Raw genomic sequence first — 21,665 nt, 5'->3', positions numbered from 1 at the left:
GTTTACTCCTGTAGTGCGGATTGGGTTACCGGGCTGAGCTGCCCCGCATCGTTTCGAATGTCTCGCTTGCTGGCCAGCTCACGGGCAATGGAATCCACCAGTCGGCTGTTGAGTTTGTAGATAGCAAGGAGCGCCACCATGCAGAGGAACAGCGCGCAGGGGATCAGGGTGAACAGGGCATTGATGGTTGCGAGGACGTGAGGCGCCTGGTTTGCCTGTCCGGGCGCGTAATCCACCATGCCCAGCACCCAACCGACTACCGCCCCACCCAGCGCCAACCCAAACTTGATGGCAAACAGGGCGGTAGAAAAGACCAGCCCGTCCAGACGGCGGCCGCTGCGGTGTTCTTCGTAGTCCACCACATCGGAGAACATGGTCCATTGCAGCGGCGTGGTCAGGTTCTGAATAAAACTAAACACAATATTCAGACCGAATATCAGCCACACCTGCGAAGGAGGAATGAAGAAAATCAACGCGCCAAAAATAACGAAAGAAATAATGGTCCACTGATAGGCACGTACGCGATCAAATTTCCCCAGCAGGCGTTCAGATAATAATGCGCCGCTTAAGGATGCCACCATGCCGGAAACAATAAAGGCAAAGACCAGTTCAGGGCGTAACAGAACATAGTTAACGTAATACATGGTCGCAGAGCCACGCGTCACGACGGCGGTTAACAGTAAAATATTAAACAGAAAAACAATTCGCCACTGGCTGTTGGCGGCCAGCAGTTTTAAATCCGTCAGCATCGAGCCGGAGGTGTCATTGCGTGGCGAGTAACGCTCCCGGGTCATAAAGAAGCAGCAGAAGAATAAAATAATACCCAGCAGCCCCATCAGGCTCATGGCATAGAAATAACCTTTTTGCACATTCCCCTGACCTAATAATGAGACCAGCGGCAGCGCGATGACCGTTACAATCAACCCGCCGATAAACGACAGGCCAAAGCGCCAGGATTGCAGCGAGTGGCGCTCGCGCGGGTCGAGCGTCAGCGCGCCGGGCATGGCGCAGTATGGAACGTTAATCGCGGAGTAGATCAGGCTCAGGATGGCATAGGTTACGCAAGCATAGACAATTTTCGCCGTCTGCCCGGCATCCGGTACGTAGAAGGTAATCAGGCAGCTCACGCCAAACGGAATGGCAAACCAGAGCAGCCAGGGACGAAAACGACCGTGGCGGGTCTGAGTACGGTCCACCAGCGCGCCAATGCACGGATCGACAAACGCATCGATCACGCGCACCACTAAAAACATGGTGCCCATAATGGCCGCCGGCAAACCGAATACGTCCGTATAGAAAAACGCGAGAAATAACGTTGCCGTTTGCCAGACCAGCGCGCTGGCCATATCACCGAGGCCATAACCTATTTTATCTTTGGTACGTAATACAGAGGAGATTGTCATTGTTATTTGCCTTTTTATCAGGTTAAAACGTATTTCAACCAGTCGCGCATCATCCCGACGGATGTACACGGTAAGGCTCAAGTATTAGCAACGCCCTGCCCACTAACAATTGTCTAAATTAACAGATAAATTATGATATTTGGTTTTTTGCTTTATTTGTGATGGTGAGCATATTCGCAGGAAAATAAAAAAAGGCGAGGACAGATATCCTCGCCTTTTTCAGGTTATGCAGGTTTTACTTGTTAAGCTCTGCCAGGCTCAGCCAGGTTTGCACCACGGTGTCCGGGTTCAGGGAGAGGCTATCAATCCCCTCATCCATCAGCCAGGCCGCAAAGTCTTCATGGTCAGAGGGACCCTGCCCGCAGATCCCGACATATTTACCCTGTTTCTTCGCCGCACGGATGGCCATGGAGAGCAGCGCTTTCACCGCCTCGTTACGCTCATCAAACAGCTCAGAAACGACGCCGGAGTCGCGGTCCAGGCCGAGCGCCAGCTGCGTCATATCATTCGAACCAATGGAGAAGCCGTCGAAGTGCTCCAGGAACTGCTCGGCCAGCAGGGCGTTGGACGGAATTTCACACATCATGATGATCTTCAGCCCGTTCTCGCCGCGCTTCAGCCCCTGACGCGCCAGCTCATCCACGACCGCTTTCGCCTGATCCACGGTACGGACGAACGGGATCATGATTTCCACGTTGGTCAACCCCATGTCGTTGCGCACGCGTTTTACCGCTTCGCACTCCAGCGCGAAGCAGTCGCGGAAGCTTTCCGACACGTAGCGTCCGGCGCCGCGGAAGCCCAGCATCGGGTTCTCTTCTTCCGGCTCGTAGCGTTCGCCGCCCACCAGGTTGGCATATTCGTTGGACTTAAAGTCCGACAGACGCACGATCACGCGTTTCGGGTAGAAGGCCGCGCCGAGCGTGGCGATGCCTTCCGTCAGGCGGCCGACATAGAACTCTCTCGGCGAGTCGTAACCCTTCATCATCTCGCGGATTTCGTTTTGCAGCTTCGCGTCCTGGTCGTCAAACTCCAGCAGCGCACGCGGGTGAACGCCGATCATGCGGTTGATGATGAATTCCAGACGCGCCAGGCCCACGCCTTCGTTCGGCAGGCAGGCGAAGTCAAACGCGCGATCCGGGTTACCGACGTTCATCATGATTTTCAGCGGCAGGTCCGGCATGGTATCCACGCTGGAGCTCTTCACGCTGAAGTCGAGGATATCGGCATACACGTAACCGGTATCGCCTTCGGCACAGGAGACCGTCACGTTCTGGTCGTCCTTCATGCGTTCGGTCGCGTCACCGCAGCCGACCACCGCCGGGATCCCCAGCTCACGGGCGATAATAGCCGCGTGGCAGGTACGGCCACCGCGGTTGGTGACGATAGCAGCCGCTTTCTTCATGATCGGCTCCCAGTCCGGGTCGGTCATGTCGGTCACCAGCACGTCGCCAGGCTGAATGCGATTCATCTCGCTGATGTCGTGGATCACTTTCACCGGACCGGCACCGATGCGGTGGCCGATTGCGCGGCCTTCCGCGACAATTTTGCCCTGCGCGTGCAGGGTGTAGCGCTCCATGACCTGACCGCGCGAACGGACGGTTTCCGGACGCGCCTGCACGATAAACAGCTTGCCGGTGTGTCCGTCTTTGGCCCACTCGATGTCCATCGGACGGCCATAGTGTTTTTCAATCTGCACCGCCTGCTTCGCCAGCTCTTCCACTTCGGCGTCGGTGAGCGAGAAGCGATCCCGCTGCTCCAGCGGCACATCTTCAATGGTGACCTGCTTGCCATGCTCTTGCGTCGGGGCATAGATCATGCGGATTTTTTTCGAGCCCATGGTGCGGCGTACCACTGCCGGACGGTTAGCCGCCAGCGTAGGCTTGTGCACATAGAATTCGTCAGGGTTCACCGCCCCCTGCACCACCATCTCGCCCAGACCCCACGCGGAGGTGATAAACACCACCTGGTCGAAGCCGGATTCCGTGTCGATAGAGAACATCACGCCGGAAGAGCCTACGTCGGAGCGCACCATGCGCTGTACGCCTGCGGAGAGCGCGACGCCGCGGTGGTCATAGCCCTGATGCACGCGATAGGAGATGGCGCGGTCGTTGAACAGGGAAGCAAACACATGCTTCACCGCCACCAGTACCGCCTCGTAACCCTGGACGTTGAGGAAGGTTTCCTGCTGTCCGGCGAAAGAGGCATCCGGCATATCTTCCGCGGTAGCGGAAGAGCGCACGGCAAAGGAGGCCTGCGCGTCGTCAGCGGAGAGCTGGTTGTAGGCGTCATGGATGGCTTTTTCCAGTTCCGGCTGGAAAGGTGTGTCGATAATCCACTGGCGGATTTGCGCCCCGGCTTTGGCAAGCTCGGTGACATCATCAATATCCGTTTTATCCAGCAGGTCGTAAATGCGCTGGTTTACACCGCTCTGGTCTAAAAACAGGTTAAACGCATCGGCGGTTGTGGCAAACCCGTTTGGTACGGAGACACCCATACCGGACAGATTTGTAATCATTTCACCCAGGGAGGCATTTTTGCCCCCAACTCTGTCTACATCATTCATGCCGAGTTGGTTATACCAAAGCACCAGCGGTGACGAGCCATTGTTGGACATCGAAACAATCCTTTTGTGATATTTGATCGGAGTAAGAAACACCTGACTACGTATTTATACTGGCATATTTATTTCCGCTAAAAAAACGGTGAATCGTGTAAGCAATTTAAATTTTCAACTTTTCGGACAGTTTCCCCGCACTCGCTAACCCGATGATTCCTATAGATTCCGGCAAAAACCATAGAAATAACGCCGCTAATCAGAAAATGAAATCCACTTTTCAGGAAAATCAAAAACACCATTTCATTTTAAATTCAGATAAGTTCTTTGCTGTGCAATTAACTTTTTTAATTTATGCTTTCAGGCAATTACGTACGCTATTCAGGGTGGATAAAATGGATAATGCTGTCGATCGCCACGTTTTTTATATTTCTGATGGGACGGCGATTACCGCCGAGGTGCTGGGACACGCGGTGATGTCGCAGTTTCCGGTATCGATAAACAGCATCACGTTGCCGTTCGTGGAAAATGAGAGCCGGGCCAAAGCGGTCAAGGACCAGATCGACGCCATTTACCAGCAGACCGGCGTTCGTCCGCTGGTGTTCTATTCCATTGTGATCCCTGAGATCCGCAACATCATTTTGCAAAGCGAGGGCTTCTGTCAGGACATCGTGCAGGCGCTGGTTGCTCCCTTGCAAAGCGAGCTGAAGCTCGACCCGACGCCGATCGCTCACCGTACCCACGGGCTGAATCCCGGCAACCTGACCAAATACGATGCGCGTATTGCCGCCATTGACTACACTCTGGCGCACGACGACGGGATCTCGCTGCGCAATCTGGACCAGGCGCAGGTCATTTTGCTAGGTGTGTCGCGCTGCGGTAAAACCCCCACCAGCCTTTACCTGGCAATGCAGTTTGGCATTCGCGCCGCCAACTACCCCTTTATTGCCGATGATATGGACAACCTGGTGCTGCCTGCCGCGCTCAAGCCGCTTCAGCATAAGCTATTTGGGCTGACCATCAACCCGGAACGACTGGCGGCGATCCGCGAAGAACGTCGCGAGAACAGCCGCTACGCCTCAATGCGCCAGTGCCGAATGGAAGTCTCCGAAGTCGAAGCGCTGTACCGGAAAAATCAGATCCCCTGGCTGAACAGTACCAACTATTCAGTAGAAGAAATTGCCACCAAGATCCTCGATATCATGGGACTGAATCGCCGCATGTACTAATATGCTAGTACATTAATCCAGTTTCAGTTATTATCATGCCATCCTCGGGGCGACGTGCCCCGAACTTGAAATCAGCAGGGATTGGTTTAAGGTGATGCCCATCACTTCCCGGTAGTCTGCCGATGAAGCAAAAAATTTCTGAGACATTCCATGAACAAAACCGACGAACTGCGCACCGCGCGCATTGATAGCCTGGTCACCCCGGCTGAACTGGCCCGGCTGCACCCCGTTTCCGACGAGGTGGCGGACCATGTGACGGCCTCCCGTCGCCGCATCGAAAAAATTCTCAATGGTGAAGACAAACGTCTTCTGGTAGTAATTGGCCCCTGCTCCATCCACGACCTGGACGCGGCGATGGATTATGCACAACGCCTTCAGACGCTGCGCGGCACGTATCAGGATCGCCTGGAGATCGTGATGCGTACCTACTTTGAAAAACCGCGTACTGTCGTGGGCTGGAAAGGATTGATATCCGATCCCGATCTGAACGGTAGTTACCGGGTGAATCACGGCATTGCGCTGGCGCGTAAGCTGCTGCTACAGGTTAACGAGCTGGGCGTGCCGACCGCTACCGAATTTCTGGATATGGTGACCGGACAGTTTATTGCCGACCTCATTAGCTGGGGCGCGATTGGCGCGCGTACCACCGAAAGCCAGATCCACCGTGAAATGGCGTCGGCGCTCTCTTGCCCGGTGGGCTTCAAAAACGGAACGGACGGCAATACCCGCATCGCCGTTGATGCCATCCGCGCGTCACGCGCCAGCCATATGTTCCTCTCCCCGGATAAAAACGGCCAGATGACCATCTACCAGACCAGCGGCAACCCGTTCGGACATATCATTATGCGTGGCGGTAAAAAACCGAATTACCATGCAGAAGATATTGCCGCCGCCTGCGAAACGCTGGCGGAATTTGACCTGCCGGAGCATCTGGTGGTGGATTTCAGCCACGGCAACTGCCAGAAACAGCACCGCCGCCAGCTGGACGTCTGCGATGAAGTCTGCCAGCAGATCCGCAGCGGCTCGACCGCCATTGCAGGAATTATGGCGGAGAGCTTTATCAAAGAAGGCACGCAGAAGATCGTCGCCGGACAGCAAATGGTGTACGGCCAGTCGATCACCGACCCGTGTCTGAGCTGGGAAGACAGCGAGCTGCTGCTGGAGAAGCTGGCTTCAGCCGTGGACACGCGATTTTAAAATCCTGCCGGGTGACGCTGCGCTTACCCGGCCTACGGTACGTGCCCTTCTCCCTCTCCCCGTGGGAGAGGGTCGGGGTGAGGGCATCAGACCGCACCTCTCCCCCAAATTTGATCCCGTCACACAATTTTCATAAAAACGCTTGCCGTGAATTTGCAGTTTATTGATAATGATTATCATTGTTACATTGATTGTTATTTATAAACATTATGTCACCGACCGATAACAGCGCGGCAACGCCAGTAAAAACACACACAGCGCCGTCCCCTGCTCCCACCGATCGCCGAATCGACAGCAAAAGCCTGTTGGGTGAGGAGGGACGGGTCATTATCGAGCATGACGGCCAGCACTACCTGCTGCGCCAGACCAATGCAGGAAAACTGATCCTGACTAAATAATCCAGACAACACATTCGCCAGCCACCCAGGTGATCCCCAGGCAGCCAGCGCTTTTCAATTCTTATGGAGAGTTGCTATGCCACACCTGCAATCCGCGTCTTTACGCCCGTCTCTTCTGGCGCTGGCAATTGTCAGCACCCTGCCGGGCGTTGCGTTTGCCGCCACAGACGATATCACCGTTACCGCCACCGGCAACGCCCGCAGCGCCTTCGAAGCCCCCATGATGGTAAGCGTGATTGACGCCACCGCGCCGGAAAACCAGACCGCCAGCTCCGCCGCCGACCTGCTGCGCAAGGTGCCCGGCCTGACGCTGGACGGCACCGGGCGCACCAACGGTCAGGACGTTAACCTGCGCGGTTACGACCGACGTGGCGTGCTGGTGCTGGTGGATGGCGTACGCCAGGGCACCGATACCGGACACCTGAACAGTACGTTCCTCGATCCGGCGCTGATCAAACGTATCGAAGTGGTACGTGGCCCTTCCGCCTTGCTGTACGGCAGCGGCGCGCTGGGCGGCGTAATTTCATATGACACCGTCGACGCCAGCGATCTGCTGGACGCAGGTAAAAATAGCGGCTATCGCGTATTTGCTACCGGTGCAACGGGCGATCACAGCATCGGGATGGGCGCCAGCGCCTATGGCTGCACCGATACCCTGGACGGTGTGGTCTCCTGGTCCAGCCGCGATCGCGGCGACATTCGCCAGAGTGACGGCGCGAGGGCGCCAAACGACGAATCCATCAACAATATGCTGGCGAAAGGCAGCTGGAAAATTGATCCGGCTCAGACGCTGAGCGGATCCCTGCGCTACTACAACAACGACGCGCAGGAGCCGAAAAATCCGCAGACCACGGATGCCAGCAGCAGTAACCCGATGACCGATCGTTCCACCATTCAGCGCGATGCCCAGCTTGGCTACCGCATTGCGCCAGCCGGAAACGACTGGCTGAACGCCGATGCGAAAATTTACTGGTCCGAAGCGCGGATCAACGCCCAGAACATCGACGCCAGCGGCGAGTTCCGTAAGCAGACCACCAAAGGCGGCAAAGTGGAAAACCGCACCCGCCTGTTCAGCGACTCCTTCGCCTCGCACCTGCTGACCTACGGCGGGGAATACTACCGTCAGGAGCAACACCCTGGCGGCGCGACCACCGGCTTCCCGGACGCTAAAATCGACTTCAGCTCCGGCTGGTTGCAGGATGAGATCACCCTGCGCGACCTGCCGGTAACGCTTCTCGGCGGGACGCGTTACGACAACTACCGCGGCAGCAGCGACGGTTACGACGACGTGGATGCGGATAAATGGTCATCACGCGCCGGGTTAACCGTGAGTCCAACCGACTGGCTGATGCTGTTCGGCTCTTACGCCCAGGCCTTCCGCGCGCCAACGATGGGCGAGATGTATAACGACTCAAAGCACTTCTCTATCGGCAGCTTCTACACTAACTACTGGGTGCCGAACCCGAACCTGCGTCCGGAGACCAACGAAACCCAGGAGTTCGGTTTTGGGCTGCGTTTTGACGATCTGCTACTCGCCAACGACGCGCTGGAGTTCAAAGCCAGCTACTTCGACACCAAAGCAAAAGATTACATCTCTACCACCGTCGATTTTGCGGCGGCCACTACCATGTCCTATAACGTACCAAATGCCAAAATCTGGGGCTGGGACATGATGGCGACCTACTCGACCAGCCTGTTCAACCTCGACGTGGCCTACAACCGCACGCGCGGGAAAGATACCGACACGGGTGAATATATCTCCAGCATCAACCCGGACACCGTCACCAGCAAGCTGGATATACCGGTGGCGCAAAGCGGCTTCTCCGTGGGCTGGATCGGCACCTTCGTCGAACGTTCAACGCACATCAGCAGCAGCTACAGCGAGCAGCCTGGCTACGCAGTAAATGATTTCTACGTCAGCTATAAAGGCCAGCAGCAGTTCAAAGGCATCACCACCACCCTCGTGCTGGGGAACGCCTTCGACAAAGCCTACTGGTCACCGCAGGGCATCCCGCAGGATGGCCGCAACGGCAAGATCTTCGTCAGTTATCAATGGTAATTCCCTTCGGGGCAACGATTCAGAAGGATAAGATTATGGGTCACTACACACGCTGGCTTGAGCTTAAAGAAGAACATCCGGGTAAGTACGCCCGTGATATCGCCGGATTAATGCACATCAGCGAAGCAGAGCTGGCATTTGCGCGCGTTGGACACGACGCCTGGCGGCTGCGCGGTGAAATCCGCGAGATTCTGGCAGCGCTGGAGTCCGTGGGGGAAACCAAATGCATCTGCCGTAACGAATACGCCGTTCACGAACAGGTTGGAGCGTTTACTCACCAGCACCTCGGCGGTCATGCCGGGCTGGTGCTGAATCCGCGCGCGCTGGATCTGCGTTTGTTCCTCAACCAGTGGGCGAGCGCGTTTCACATTAGCGAAACGACCTCCCGCGGCGAACGTCAGAGCATTCAGTTCTTCGATCATCAGGGCGACGCTTTACTGAAGGTCTACACCACGGATCACACCGACGTTGCCGCCTGGGGCGACGTGCTGACCCGTTTTATCATTGCCGATAACCCCGCTCTGGCGCTGAAGGCTGTCGAAGCCCCCGCGCATTCCGACGGTGCAGATGCAGGCTCGGTGGAGAAAGAGTGGCGCGCCATGACCGACGTGCATCAATTCTTTAGCTTATTGAAGCGCCATAACCTGAGCCGCCAGCAGGCGTTTCGTCTGGTGAGTGACGATCTGGCCTGTAAGGTGGATAACAGCGCGCTGGCACAACTGCTGGAGAGGGCGCAACAGGACGGAAACGAAATCATGATCTTCGTCGGCAACCGCGGTTGCGTGCAGATCTTCACCGGTGTGGTGGAAAAACTGACGCCCATGAAGGGCTGGCTGAACATCTTCAACCCAACCTTTACCCTGCATCTGCTGGAGGAGACTATCGCGGAGACGTGGGTTACGCGTAAGCCCACGGCAGACGGACACGTTACCAGCCTGGAGCTGTTTGCTGCGGATGGAACTCAGATCGCCCAGCTCTATGGGCAGCGTACCGAAGGCGAGCCGGAGCAGAGCCAGTGGCGCCGCCAGATTGACGCTCTGACGCCAGAAGGGCTGGCCGCATGAAAAACTGGTTTGCCCTGCTCTGCGCCCTGCCGCTGGTCACCGTCGCCGCGCCGGAGAGAATTGTCGCCCTCGGCGGCGACGTGACGGAGATCGTCTACGCCCTCGGCGCGGAGTCTTCTCTGGTTGCGCGCGACAGTACCAGCCAGTGGCCGCAGGCGACAAACGCGCTGCCTGACGTGGGGTATCTCCGCCAGCTGAATGCGGAGGGAATTCTGTCCGTACGCCCGACGCTGGTGCTGGCAAGCGACCAGGCGCAACCCTCTCTGGCGCTGAAACAGGTTGAACAGAGCCACGTCCGGGTAGTTACCGTTCCCGGCACGCCTGACCTGCGCACGATTGACGAAAAAGTGCGAGTGATAGCTCAGGCGACGCATCATGAGGTGCAAGGGGAAACCCTGCGCAACTCGCTGCGTCAGGCGCTGGCGGCTCTGCCCTCAACACCGCTCAACAAGCGGGTGCTGTTTATCCTCAGCCACGGCGGAATGACCGCAATGGCGGCCGGGCAACAGACCGGCGCGGATGCGGCAATACGCGCCGCCGGGTTGCAGAACGCCATGCAGGGCTTTACCCGCTATCAGCCGCTCTCCCAGGAGGGGGTAATGGCCAGCCAGCCGGATCTGGTGGTGATTTCGCAGGACGGCCTTAACGCGCTGGGCGGCGAACAAAATCTGTGGAAACTGCCCGGCCTGGCGCAAACGCCAGCGGGGCGAAGCAAGCAGGTGCTGGCTATTGATGACATGGCCCTGCTGGGCTTCAGCGTCCGCACGCCGAAAGCCATACAACAACTGCGTGCCAGAGCGGAGCAACTGCCCTGATGTCCCGGCGCATCACGTTATCGTTATGGCTTCTGGCGGGGTTGCTTACCGTCATGACGTTCATGGCTACCGGTTTTGGGGCGTTACGCCTGCCGGTGAACGTGCTGTGGAGCGGCAGCGATGAGACGCTACGCCAGATCTGGCTCACCATCCGTCTGCCCCGCGTGCTGCTGGCGCTGGTGATTGGCGGGTCGCTGGCGCTCGCCGGCTGCGTCATGCAGGGGCTGTTTCGCAATCCGCTGGCCGACCCGGGCCTGCTCGGGATCAGCAGCGGTGCGGCGCTGGCCGTCGCCCTGTGGGTGGTGCTCCCGCTCTCGCTGCCCGCGCTGGTGATGCTTTATGCCCCGATGCTGGCGGCATTTTTTGGGGCGCTGGCAGCCACAGGCGTGATCTTCCTGCTCAGCAAGCAGCGTGACACCTCTCTGTCACGTCTGTTGCTGGTGGGTATCGCCATCAATGCCCTGTGCGGTGCGGCAGTGGGTGTGCTTTCGTGGGTCAGCAATGACGCCCAGTTGCGTCAGCTTTCACTCTGGGGAATGGGAAGTCTCGGTCAGGCGCAGTGGTCAACGCTGCTCGCCGTGATCTCGCTGATGGTGCCTGCCGCTCTGGCGATCTGGCGTTGTGCCAGCGCGTTAAATTTACTGCAACTGGGTGAAGAGGAAGCGCATTACCTCGGCGTGGACGTTGCCCTTGTACAGCGAATATTACTGCTATGCAGCGCTCTGCTGGTCGCTGCGGCTGTCGCCGTCAGCGGCGTGATTGGCTTTGTCGGACTCGTGGTGCCACACCTGATGCGCATGTGGCTGGGCGCCGATCACCGGGCAACCCTCCCCGGCACGGTTCTCGCGGGCGCTTTTCTGCTGCTGGTGGCGGATACGGTAGCCCGCACTCTGGTCGCCCCGGCAGAAATGCCGGTCGGGTTGCTCACCAGCATCCTTGGCGCCCCCTGGTTCTTATGGCTCATTTTTCGTCGTGGAGAACAGCATGGCTGAACGTTATACGGCTGAAAATCTGACTTTTACCCGGTCTGGCCGCACGCTGACAGATAACGTTTCGCTGTCACTGTCGCAGGGAGAGCTGGTTACATTGATCGGTCCCAACGGCGCGGGGAAATCCACGCTGCTGCGACTGCTGACCGGCTACCTGAAACCCGACAGCGGCGGCTGTTCGCTGGCGGGGAAAGCGCTGGATGAATGGCACCCGGAGACGCTGTCCCGCTATCGGGCAGTGATGCGTCAGCATACTCAGCCTGGATTTGACTGGCTGGTGGAGGAGATCGTTGGAATGGGGCGTGCGCCCTGGTCGCGTCAACCTGAACCGTCGATTGTGCGTGAGGTGATGCAGCTGACCGGTTGCCTGCCGCTGGCTGGCAGACGTTATCATTCCCTCTCGGGTGGCGAGCAGCAGCGCATCCAGCTCGCCCGCGCCCTGGCGCAGCTGTGGCGTGAGGGAACGCCGCGCGGCTGGCTGTTTCTCGACGAACCCACTTCAGCGCTGGATCTCTACCACCAGCAGCATCTGCTGCGCCTGTTGAAATCGCTGACCCGTCTGGGTCATCTTCACGTCTGCGTGGTGCTGCACGATCTTAATCTCGCCGCGTTATGGTCGGACCGGATCCTGCTGTTACACAACGGCAGGATTGTTTCTCAGGGCATACCGGAGACGGTATTGCAGGCCGACGCGCTGGCGCGCTGGTACGGTGCGCAGGTGCACGTCGGCAGACATCCGGCGCACGCCGCGCCGCAGGTTTTTCTCGCCCCTTAGCTTGAGCAGCTCACTTCCAGTCGCTTGCCCCAGTCCGGCGGGCGGCTGACATAGTCATCCTCCCGGTCAGCAAACGGCGTGCGCAGGGCGATATGCAGCCGATGCAGCTCGGCATAATCCCCCTGCTCTGCCTGCTCAATAGCCCGCTGCGCCAGCCAGTTGCGCAACACCATCGCCGGGTTAACCGCCTTCATCCGCGCCTGGCGGGTATCGTCATCAATCTGTTCCTGCTGTAAACGCGCCCGGTAAGCGGCAAACCAGTCATCAAACGCCTGTCGATCGATGAACTCGTCACGCAGCGGTGAAGCGGCGCTCTGCTGCGCAGTCTGGCTTAGCATACGGAAGGTTCGGGTATAGTCGCTGCCTTCACGCGCCATGATGGCAAACAGCCCATTCAGCAGCGCGTTATCGCCTTTTTCCTGCGTCATCAGCCCCAGCTTGTTGCGCATTAACAAACCATATTCCCGCAGCAAGACCTCCTGATAGGTGTCGAGCGCATCGTTCAGGGCATCGACGTCGATAAACGGCGACAGGCTTTGCGCAAGCCGCTGAAGGTTCCACAGCCCCACCGCAGGCTGGTTGTCGAAACGGTAACGCCCCTGATAGTCCGAATGGTTACAGATGTAACCCGGTTGATAGTCATCAAGGAAGCCGTACGGACCGTAGTCAAACGTCAGCCCTAACAGGGACATGTTGTCGGTATTCATCACCCCGTGGGCAAAGCCGACGGCCTGCCAGCGGGCAATCATTGAGGCGGTGCGCGCGACAATATCACGGAACCAGAGAACATAGCGGTCCGGTTCGTTTTGCAGGTGCGGCCAGTGACGTCGAAGGGCGTAATCGGCAAGCTGGCGGACTTTATCCGGCTCGCGGCGATAGTAGAAGTGTTCAAAATGACCGAAACGCAGATGGCTTTCCGCCACGCGGATCAGCATCGCCCCCTGCTCTATCGTCTCGCGGGCCACCGGCGTGTCGCTGGTGACAATGGACAGCGCGCGTGAGGTGGGGATCCCCAGGGCATGCATCGCCTCGGAAGCCAGACTCTCACGAATGGTTGAACGCAGCACCGCGCGGCCATCCCCCATGCGTGAGTACGGTGTTAACCCTGCCCCTTTCAGGTGCCAGTCGAGCGTTTCGCCATTCGGTAGAACCTGTTCACCCAGCAGGATGCCGCGACCATCGCCGAGCTGTCCCGCCCAGACGCCAAACTGATGTCCGCTGTAGACCTGAGCCAGAGGCTTCATGCCCGGAAGCAGCGTTTCGCCGCCCCAGACACCGGCGCCCTTTTCTGGCTGAAAAAGTGTCGAAGGGATGCCAAGCGAATCCGCTAATGCATCGTTATGCCAGATAAGACGCGCGTTCTGTAAAGGCGTGGGCTTAAGCGCGGTGTAAAAGCCGGGTAATTCATCGTGCCAGTGAGCAGTAAAAGACAGGGTCATAAGTCCTCCTGCTTTAAGTGTAGAGGGTTTCCCTTGACGTAAACACGGGCGAAGAAAGGGGTTATTGCTGAACGAGGGTCGTTACGCGTTCTGCCGGGACGGCAGGCCACAGGGTTCCCTGCATTGCGCCAAAATTGAAGGGCAGCACGCGTTGTAAGATGCCGTGATCGTCAATTCCCGAGACCATGACCGACTGACAATGCGGCGCGATCTGCCAGAGAATGGCGCGCATAAATGGCTCGAAAGAGAGCGCCGAGACGCGCTGATGAATAAAGTATTTATCCAGAATCACCCGTTTGAACAGACCATCATAAACCGGTTTAAGGGATGCAGCCCCTGCACCAAAGTTAGCCAGCACTAAGGGGAAATGGATCGCCATTCTTGCAAGCGTCAGATCGTCTTTCCCGTTATTTAAACCTGGATAGTTCTCATTAACAGTAAACTCAAGAAACGGATAACGATCAAGGATTGAAACAGCGTTCTCATTAGTTAATAAAAACTCAACAATTGCAGGTGTAATATTGATCCATGCAATTAACTGATGCTGAATAAAAAATAGCTTACAGGTATCGAGTAATTGCAGTTTTTCCTGAAACAGCACTAATTCATCTTCCTGAGAAAGATGAGGGATAACCAGTTCAGTCGGGATTCGTACGTCCGTACCCACGCCAGTAAAGTTAACCAAAATCTCTAAACCTTTAAGCAAACCTGCACTATCACGCGCCGGAAGGAGTAAAAGTTCAGACTGGTAAGCATTATCTAGCGTAATAATCATCGCCCTTGTCCTGCATTAAAGATGAGAGAGAACATCCTGGAGCAATTGCAGGCACAATTCCACTGTCTTGATTTTAATAAGATTAATTTCATTCTTTCCGTATTAATTTTCAGATTTTTCCCTGAATCTAAAATAATCTTATCCTGGTTAATGAATAATAGCCAGTTTTAGATAAAACAGGCACATGCTGACAAAAATAAGTGGGCAAAAATTTTACTTTAATCCACCCGCAAGAAAAGCCTGACGTCTATTTCCACCGCCAGGCCCTCCGCACTGCATCTTTATGCAGCGGTTAAATACGCCTGGCCTGCCAGAAATTTTTACGCCAGTAAACATTATCGAGAGAGGAGCGCATCACGCCGCGGCTGGTCGAGGCATGAATGAACTGATTATCGGTGTCATAAATGCCGACATGAAGGCCGCTTTCACCGGAACCTGTTTTAAAAAAGACCAGATCGCCGGGCAGGAGCTCGTCTTTATCAATTTCAGTGCCGATTTTCGCCTGCATACGCGTTTCACGCGGAAGCTGTAGGTCAAATTTATCGCGGAAAGTCATTAGCACAAATCCCGAGCAATCCACCCCGCCCCGGCTCATCCCGCCGTAGCGATAAGGGGTGCCGCGCCAGTTGCTGAGCTGATCGTTCAGGCTGGCAATGACCGTAATGGAGTCAGAAAGCCGTGGGTTAGGCGGAGGTGCACGATGGCTGCTGCATCCTGCAAGAAATAGCGCCGCAACAAGGAGAAACCAGAATCGCATTTCAGACGAATCCTCTGCTTTTTTTGTTCTTTCGGTAATTTAGCGTGCATCTATGCGGCTGTGCAAGAAAGGTTACTCCTGCGTCGTGGAAATGAGCATCTTGTGGCCTTCAATATCCAGCCTCCGGAACGACATGTGGTAAGCACTCGCAAGATTGGGGGCCGTCAGCACGCTGTCGCGCGTTCCGCTGGCAATCAGTTTGCCACGCGCCAGCAACCACACCTGATGCGCGTGGCGCAACGTATGGTTTAAATCATGGCTGCTCATCACAATGGCGATGCCCTTGCGACACAGCGCGCTGAGCAGAGTATCCAGCGCTGCCTGCTGGGCAACGTCCAGTCCGCTCATCGGCTCGTCCAGCAGCAGCAACTGCCCGTGAGGATTTCCCACCGGATGAACCTGAAGGATGACGGCGGCCAGACGCACGCGCTGCCATTCGCCACCGGAAAGCTGGCTGGCCTGTCGGGTGAGCTTATCGTCTAACCCGAGCGCCGCAGCAACGTCATGGAGCAATGCTACCTGATTTTTATCAGGCAGGTGCAGCGTCAGGTAGTGCCAGACGGGCATTGCAAAGGGCGGAACCTGCTGCTGAACCAGATAGCTTCGACGGGAGGCGAGTGTAGAGGGTAGCCAGTTGACGAGCGATTGCCCGAGAAAGGTAATCTCCCCTTCCCCGCGGGTCAGCCCCGCCATGCGCGCCAGCAGCGTGCTTTTTCCGGCGCCGTTAGGCCCAACCAGGTGAAGGATTTCACCTGCGTTGACTGCGGCGGTAACAGGCTCAAGACGTCCCTTCCCGGCAACGCCTGTGAGCTGCATCAGCAGCGTCATTATTTCGCCAGCGCCAGCTTGATTGATTCCATCACGATAGGATCTTCAGGCGTCATGTCAGGCGAGAAACGCTGCACGACCTGACCGTCACGGCCAATCAGGAATTTTTCGAAGTTCCACAGAATATCGTCCGGATAGAGCGGCGCGCGACCTTTGCTCGCCATACGCTCATAGAAACCACTCTCTTCAGGCGCAACGGCGGTCGGCGCCGCGGCCACCAGTTTGGCATACAGCGGATGACGATTTTCCCCGTTCACATCAATTTTGCTGAACATCGGGAACGTCACACCATAGGTTTTGCTGCAAAAGGTCTTAATCTCCTCTTCGCTGCCCGGCTCCTGGCCCAGGAACTGGTTGCACGGGAAGCCGAGTACGGTAAAGCCGTCTTTTTCCCAGGCTTTATGAATGTTTTCCAGCTGTTCATACTGCGGCGTAAGGCCACATTTCGATGCCACGTTCACGATGAGCAGTACCTTGCCCTTGTAGCCTTCCAGCGTGGTTTTCTCGCCGTCAATGGTAGTCACTTCGGTATTCAGAATATCAGACTGCATAGCATTCCCTCAGGTTGACTTACAGGTTGTGTTTTAACGTCCAGCTTTTAATAGTAGCCAGATAAAGACCGGTGCGCCCAGCGTTGCGGTCACCACGCCTATCGGCAACTCAGCGGCCGTCAGCGCAAGCCGGGCGATGATATCGGCAATCAGCAGCGTTGCCGCCCCGGCAACCGCCGAGGCCGGAAGCAGAGTTCGGTGGTCCGTAATACCGCACAGGCGCAGCATATGCGGGATCACCAGCCCAATAAAGCCAATCGCCCCCGCCAGCGCCACGCTTACGCCCACCATCCAGCCGATAGCGATAACCAGCACGTTGCGCCAGAAGCCAATCGGCATCCCGAGCTGGCGAGCAGACGTTTCGCCCAGCGCGAGAATATTAAGCGGCTGCGCCTGGAACGCCGTCCACAGGATGACCGGGATCAGGAGCACCATCAGCCACCCCTGACGCCAGTCAACGCCACCAAATCCCCCCATCATCCAGTACATTAACTGGCGCAGATCGAAAGAGGTGGAGAAGTAGACGGCCCATGTCATCAGCGCGCTACAGATGATCCCCAACGCTACCCCGGCAAGCAGCAGCCGGCTGGTGGATAAATGGCGACGAGCAAAGCGCAGAAGGATAAGGGTTATCAACAGCGCGCCAAGGATAGCGCTGAGGCTAATCCCCCAGGCGGAGAGCTCGCCTCCCCCCAGCATCACGGCGGCGATAAGCCCGACGCCTGCGCCATTCGACACCCCGAGAAGTCCGGGTTCCGCCAGAGGGTTTTCAAATAATGCCTGCATGATCGTGCCGCACAGCGCCAGCGCAGCGCCGACTAAAAGCACAGCCAGCGTCCGTGGCAGGCGGATCTGCCAGACAAAGAGCTGTCCCTCAGGCGTAAACCAGCTTTCCGGTCCCAGCCACCGATCGCCCGCACACAGGCTGACGGTGGTGGCGACAATCATCAGCACCCCGAGCAGACACAGGCGGCGGAGATCGGAGCGGTGCTGAAGACGGGCAAGATCAAGCATAGACGATAGGTTATCCGGTTGAGATATCATTGATTTTACGGCGGGTTTAGCAAATAGCGCAAAGAAAAAAGGCCGCGTGAGCGGCCTTTTTAGTTAGTTCATATTACTCTGCTTTGGGCGTTGCGTTTTCGACACGGCTTTTTAACTTCTGTCCGGGTCTGAAGGTCACCACGCGGCGGGCTGTAATGGGAATATCTTCCCCCGTCTTCGGGTTACGGCCCGGACGTTGGTTTTTGTCTCGCAAATCAAAATTGCCAAAGCCGGAGAGTTTAACCTGCTCACCATTTTCCAGAGCACGACGGATCTCTTCGAAAAACAGCTCTACCAGCTCTTTGGCATCCCGTTTGCTAAGCCCAAGCTTATCAAACAGATATTCTGACATTTCAGCTTTTGTAAGCGCCATAGGTTCAATCCCTCAATGATGCCTGGAATCGCTCTTTTAATGCCTCTACACATTTGGCGACGGTAGCGGCAATCTCCTCTTCTTCGAGTGTACGGCTGGTATCCTGAAGGATAAGGCTAATAGCGAGGCTCTTGAAACCTTCTGCTACGCCCTTGCCGCGGTACACGTCAAATAAGTTTACGCCAACTACCTGATTTACGCCAACTTTCTTACATTCGGCCAAAATATCTGCTGCGGGCACATTTTCAGCGACCACAACCGCGATATCACGGCGGTTTGCCGGGAAGCGTGAGACGTCCTTTGCCTGAGGAATGACGCGGTCTGCAACCGGGTTCCACTCCAGCTCGAATACGATGGTACGGCCATTCAGATCCAGCTTACGTTCCAGCTCCGGGTGAACAACCCCAATAAAACCAACACGTTTGCCGTCTAAATAGATCGCCGCACTCTGGCCCGGATGCAGGGCTGGAATCGCTTCTGCGCGGAATTCAATTTCGGATAATTTACCGGTCAGATCGAGAATCGCTTCCAGATCGCCCTTCATATCGTAGAAATCAACCGTCCCTTTTGCCAGGTCCCAGTGCTCTTCATAGCGGTTACCGCTAATGGCGCCGGCCAGCATGAGATCCTGACGGATGCCTAAATTGGCCTGAGTATCCGGTACAAAGCGCAAACCGCTTTCGAAAATACGCACGCGGTTCTGCTGACGGTTCTGGTTATAAACGATAGTACCCAGCAGTCCCGTCCACAGGGACAGACGCATCGCTGACATCTCGCTGGAGATCGGGCTTGGCAGGATCAGCGCTTCCTGACCCGGGTGGATCAGCTGTTGCAGCTTAGGATCAACGAAGCTGTAGGTGATCACTTCCTGGTAGCCTTTGTCGTTCAGCATGGTTTTCACACGCTTCAGTGACAGATCGGCTTCGCGATGGCTGCCCATCACCAGACCCGCCTGCACCGGCTCGTCAGGGATATTGTTGTAGCCGTACACGCGGGCCACTTCTTCCACCAGATCTTCTTCGATCTCCATGTCGAAACGCCAGGATGGCGCAACGGCTTTCCACTCATCCTGACCTTCAGTCACTTCGCAGCCCAGACGCGTCAGAATGTCGGTCACCTGCGCATCGGCAACGTGGTGACCAATCAGACGATCCAGCTTGCTGCGGCGCAGAGTAATGGTCGCACGCTTCGGCAGCGCCGCTTGGTTGGTCACATCGATAACCGGACCCGCTTCGCCGCCGCAGATGTCGATCAGCAGGCGAGTCGCACGCTCCATCGCTTTGTATTGCAGCGCAGGATCCACGCCACGCTCATAGCGGTGAGAAGCGTCAGTGTGCAGACCGTGGCGGCGTGCGCGGCCGGTGATGGAGAGCGGGCTGAAGAACGCGCATTCCAGCAGGACGTTTTGCGTTTCGTCGTTGACGCCAGAGTGCTCGCCGCCGAAGATCCCGCCCATCGCCAGCGCTTTGTTGTGATCGGCAATTACCAGAGTGTCGGCGTTCAGTTTCGCTTCGCTGCCGTCCAGCAGAACCAGGGTTTCGCCCTCTTTCGCCATGCGCACAATAATACCCCCTTCGATACGATCTTTATCGAAGGCGTGCATTGGCTGGCCCAGCTCCAGCAGAACATAGTTGGTCACGTCAACCACAGCGTCGATAGAACGGATACCACAGCGACGCAGTTTCTCTTTCATCCACAGCGGGGTTGGCGCTTTAACGTTAATACCTTTCACCACGCGACCGAGGTAGCGCGGACATGCGTCAGGGGCGTCAATCTGAATCGGCAGCACATCACTGATGGTTGCCTCAACCGGAGCGATCTCCGGCTCGTTCAGTTCGGTCTGGTTCAGAACGGCCACGTCGCGGGCTACACCGATGATACCTAAGCAGTCGGCACGGTTTGGCGTCACGCTGATTTCGATGGTGTTGTCATCAAGCTTCAGGTATTCGCGGATATCGGTACCCACTGGTGCATCCTGCGGCAGCTCGATAATCCCGGAGTGATCGTCGGAAATGCCCAGCTCGGAGAAGGAGCACAGCATGCCTTCAGACGGCTCACCGCGCAGCTTAGCCGCTTTGATTTTGAAATCGCCCGGCAGTACCGCGCCGACGGTCGCCACGGCTACCTTCAGGCCCTGTCGGCAGTTTGGCGCACCGCAGACGATATCCAGCAGACGGTCACCGCCCACATTGACTTTTGTTACGCGCAGTTTGTCGGCGTTAGGGTGCTGGCCACACTCAACCACTTCACCTACCACGACGCCGGTAAAGGCGCCAGAAACAGGATCCACGCCATCAACTTCCAGACCCGCCATGGTGATCTGGTTAGAAAGCGCGTCGCTGTCCAGCGTGGTGTTAACCCATTCGCGTAACCACAGTTCACTGAATTTCATTGTTCTTTCCTGCCCTTATTTAAACTGTTTGAGGAAACGCAGATCGTTTTCGAAGAACGCACGTAAGTCGGTTACGCCGTAGCGCAGCATGGTAAGACGCTCCATGCCCATACCGAACGCAAAGCCGGAGTATACTTCCGGATCGATACCTACGTTGCGCAGTACGTTTGGATGCACCATGCCGCAGCCCAGCACTTCCAGCCATTTACCGTTTTTACCCATCACGTCAACTTCCGCAGAAGGTTCAGTGAACGGGAAGTAGGACGGACGGAAACGAACCTGCAAATCTTCCTCAAAGAAGTTGTTCAGGAAATCGTGCAGTGTGCCTTTCAGGTTGGTGAAGCTGATGTTTTTATCAACAATCAGACCTTCCATCTGGTGGAACATTGGGGTGTGGGTCTGATCGTAGTCGTTACGGTATACGCGACCCGGCGCGATGATGCGGATCGGTGGAGCCTGCTCCTTCATGGTACGGATCTGAACGCCAGAAGTCTGAGTACGCAGCAGACGGGTGGCGTCAAACCAGAAAGTGTCGTGGTCAGCGCGTGCCGGATGATGGCCAGGAATGTTAAGGGCATCGAAGTTGTGGTAGTCATCTTCAATTTCCGGGCCAGTCGCCACGGTAAAGCCGAGCTCACCGAAGAAACTTTCAATACGATCGATAGTACGGGTAACCGGATGCAGACCGCCGTTTTCGATACGGCGACCCGGCAGAGAAACGTCAATCGTTTCTGCCGCCAGACGCGCATTCAGTACTGCACTTTCCAGCTCGGCTTTACGTGCGTTCAGCGCCTGTTGTACCTGCTCTTTGGCTTCGTTAATCACTGCACCTGCTGCCGGGCGCTCCTCTGCTGGCAGTTCACGCAGGGTAGTCATCTGAAGGGTCAGATGCCCTTTCTTGCCCAGATATTCGACGCGGACATTGTCTAACGCGGCAACATCTGAGGCCTGGTTAATGGCGGCCGTTGCACTGGCAACCAGCTCTGCGAGATGTGACATGGTTTTCCTCATTATGTCGGTGCA

At 56.6% G+C, this 21,665-nt stretch carries 19 protein-coding genes; 8 read left to right on the top strand and 11 right to left on the bottom strand.

Going from position 1 to position 21,665, the window contains the following annotated elements; translation table 11 throughout:
- Positions 1 to 2: 2 nt before the first annotated feature.
- Both ACNQ0T_RS08980 and ppsA read right to left on the bottom strand, forming a co-directional pair.
- Positions 3 to 1,403 carry an MFS transporter gene (locus tag ACNQ0T_RS08980; protein WP_417929913.1) on the bottom strand — a complete coding sequence of 467 codons (1,401 nt, stop codon included), beginning with the start codon at positions 1,401 to 1,403 and terminating at the stop codon, positions 3 to 5.
- 235 nt (positions 1,404 to 1,638) lie between these two features.
- Entirely contained in the window at positions 1,639 to 4,017 is a 2,379-nt protein-coding gene (ppsA, locus tag ACNQ0T_RS08975) for a phosphoenolpyruvate synthase (RefSeq protein WP_046620285.1), read from the bottom strand.
- 335 nt (positions 4,018 to 4,352) lie between these two features.
- Between ppsA and ppsR the strand changes: the two genes are divergently transcribed.
- The 8 genes from ppsR (at position 4,353) to ACNQ0T_RS08935 (ending at position 12,483) form a co-directional block, all read left to right on the top strand.
- Complete coding sequence (gene ppsR, locus ACNQ0T_RS08970; protein WP_017384644.1) at positions 4,353 to 5,186, top strand: posphoenolpyruvate synthetase regulatory kinase/phosphorylase PpsR; 834 nt, start codon at positions 4,353 to 4,355, stop codon at positions 5,184 to 5,186.
- Between the two features lie 150 nt (positions 5,187 to 5,336).
- Positions 5,337 to 6,383, top strand: coding sequence for a 3-deoxy-7-phosphoheptulonate synthase AroH (gene aroH, locus ACNQ0T_RS08965; RefSeq protein ID WP_063146063.1), 1,047 nt, complete (start codon positions 5,337 to 5,339; stop codon positions 6,381 to 6,383).
- A 209-nt stretch (positions 6,384 to 6,592) separates the two neighbouring features.
- The gene (gene hemP / locus ACNQ0T_RS08960) at positions 6,593 to 6,781 is read left to right on the top strand and encodes a hemin uptake protein HemP (RefSeq protein ID WP_022647850.1); all 189 of its coding nucleotides are present in this window, start codon (positions 6,593 to 6,595) and stop codon (positions 6,779 to 6,781) included.
- 76 nt (positions 6,782 to 6,857) lie between these two features.
- On the top strand, positions 6,858 to 8,840 hold the full coding sequence (locus ACNQ0T_RS08955; RefSeq protein WP_417929911.1) for a TonB-dependent hemoglobin/transferrin/lactoferrin family receptor: 1,983 nt from the start codon (positions 6,858 to 6,860) through the stop codon (positions 8,838 to 8,840).
- 35 nt (positions 8,841 to 8,875) lie between these two features.
- A complete protein-coding gene (gene chuS, locus ACNQ0T_RS08950; RefSeq protein ID WP_038417025.1) occupies positions 8,876 to 9,904 on the top strand; it encodes a hematinate-forming heme oxygenase ChuS in 1,029 nt (342 codons plus the stop codon).
- Entirely contained in the window at positions 9,901 to 10,719 is an 819-nt protein-coding gene (locus tag ACNQ0T_RS08945; protein WP_022647847.1) for a heme/hemin ABC transporter substrate-binding protein, read from the top strand. Before chuS ends, ACNQ0T_RS08945 begins: the two co-directional genes overlap by 4 nt.
- Entirely contained in the window at positions 10,719 to 11,711 is a 993-nt protein-coding gene (locus ACNQ0T_RS08940; RefSeq protein WP_023299913.1) for a FecCD family ABC transporter permease, read from the top strand. Before ACNQ0T_RS08945 ends, ACNQ0T_RS08940 begins: the two co-directional genes overlap by 1 nt.
- Positions 11,704 to 12,483 carry a heme ABC transporter ATP-binding protein gene (locus tag ACNQ0T_RS08935; protein WP_417929909.1) on the top strand — a complete coding sequence of 260 codons (780 nt, stop codon included), beginning with the start codon at positions 11,704 to 11,706 and terminating at the stop codon, positions 12,481 to 12,483. Before ACNQ0T_RS08940 ends, ACNQ0T_RS08935 begins: the two co-directional genes overlap by 8 nt.
- Here the strand turns inward: ACNQ0T_RS08935 and selO are convergent.
- From selO to pheS, 9 genes are all read right to left on the bottom strand, one after another.
- Positions 12,480 to 13,922, bottom strand: a complete 1,443-nt coding sequence (gene selO, locus ACNQ0T_RS08930) for a protein adenylyltransferase SelO (RefSeq protein ID WP_417929907.1) — start codon at positions 13,920 to 13,922, stop codon at positions 12,480 to 12,482. The two genes, ACNQ0T_RS08935 and selO, sit on opposite strands and share 4 nt — an antisense overlap.
- A 61-nt stretch (positions 13,923 to 13,983) precedes the next feature.
- Positions 13,984 to 14,697 (bottom strand): cyclic di-GMP regulator CdgR, encoded by a 714-nt coding sequence (locus ACNQ0T_RS08925; protein WP_063149520.1) that lies wholly within the window; start codon positions 14,695 to 14,697, stop codon positions 13,984 to 13,986.
- A 292-nt stretch (positions 14,698 to 14,989) separates the two neighbouring features.
- Positions 14,990 to 15,454 carry an NlpC/P60 family protein gene (locus ACNQ0T_RS08920; protein ID WP_015570730.1) on the bottom strand — a complete coding sequence of 155 codons (465 nt, stop codon included), beginning with the start codon at positions 15,452 to 15,454 and terminating at the stop codon, positions 14,990 to 14,992.
- Positions 15,455 to 15,526: 72 nt separating this feature from the next.
- On the bottom strand, positions 15,527 to 16,282 hold the full coding sequence (gene btuD / locus ACNQ0T_RS08915; protein WP_417929904.1) for a vitamin B12 ABC transporter ATP-binding protein BtuD: 756 nt from the start codon (positions 16,280 to 16,282) through the stop codon (positions 15,527 to 15,529).
- Entirely contained in the window at positions 16,282 to 16,833 is a 552-nt protein-coding gene (locus ACNQ0T_RS08910; protein ID WP_417929902.1) for a glutathione peroxidase, read from the bottom strand. The genes btuD and ACNQ0T_RS08910 overlap by 1 nt, the downstream gene beginning before the upstream one ends.
- Positions 16,834 to 16,866: 33 nt before the next feature.
- Positions 16,867 to 17,847, bottom strand: a complete 981-nt coding sequence (gene btuC / locus ACNQ0T_RS08905; RefSeq protein ID WP_023305965.1) for a vitamin B12 ABC transporter permease BtuC — start codon at positions 17,845 to 17,847, stop codon at positions 16,867 to 16,869.
- A 103-nt stretch (positions 17,848 to 17,950) separates the two neighbouring features.
- Positions 17,951 to 18,250: an integration host factor subunit alpha gene (gene ihfA / locus ACNQ0T_RS08900; RefSeq protein WP_003857805.1), complete on the bottom strand. Its 300-nt coding sequence runs from the start codon at positions 18,248 to 18,250 to the stop codon at positions 17,951 to 17,953.
- Positions 18,251 to 18,254: 4 nt separating this feature from the next.
- Positions 18,255 to 20,642: a phenylalanine--tRNA ligase subunit beta gene (gene pheT, locus ACNQ0T_RS08895; RefSeq protein WP_417929901.1), complete on the bottom strand. Its 2,388-nt coding sequence runs from the start codon at positions 20,640 to 20,642 to the stop codon at positions 18,255 to 18,257.
- A gap of 15 nt (positions 20,643 to 20,657) precedes the next feature.
- Positions 20,658 to 21,641: a phenylalanine--tRNA ligase subunit alpha gene (gene pheS / locus ACNQ0T_RS08890; protein ID WP_022647837.1), complete on the bottom strand. Its 984-nt coding sequence runs from the start codon at positions 21,639 to 21,641 to the stop codon at positions 20,658 to 20,660.
- Positions 21,642 to 21,665 lie beyond the last annotated feature (24 nt).

This window comes from Enterobacter cloacae complex sp.6700776 (assembly GCF_048284255.1).
Classification (GTDB): domain Bacteria; phylum Pseudomonadota; class Gammaproteobacteria; order Enterobacterales; family Enterobacteriaceae; genus Enterobacter; species Enterobacter intestinihominis.
Note: the sequence above shows the minus strand (reverse complement) of the source record. Positions and strands in the feature narration are given on the sequence as shown.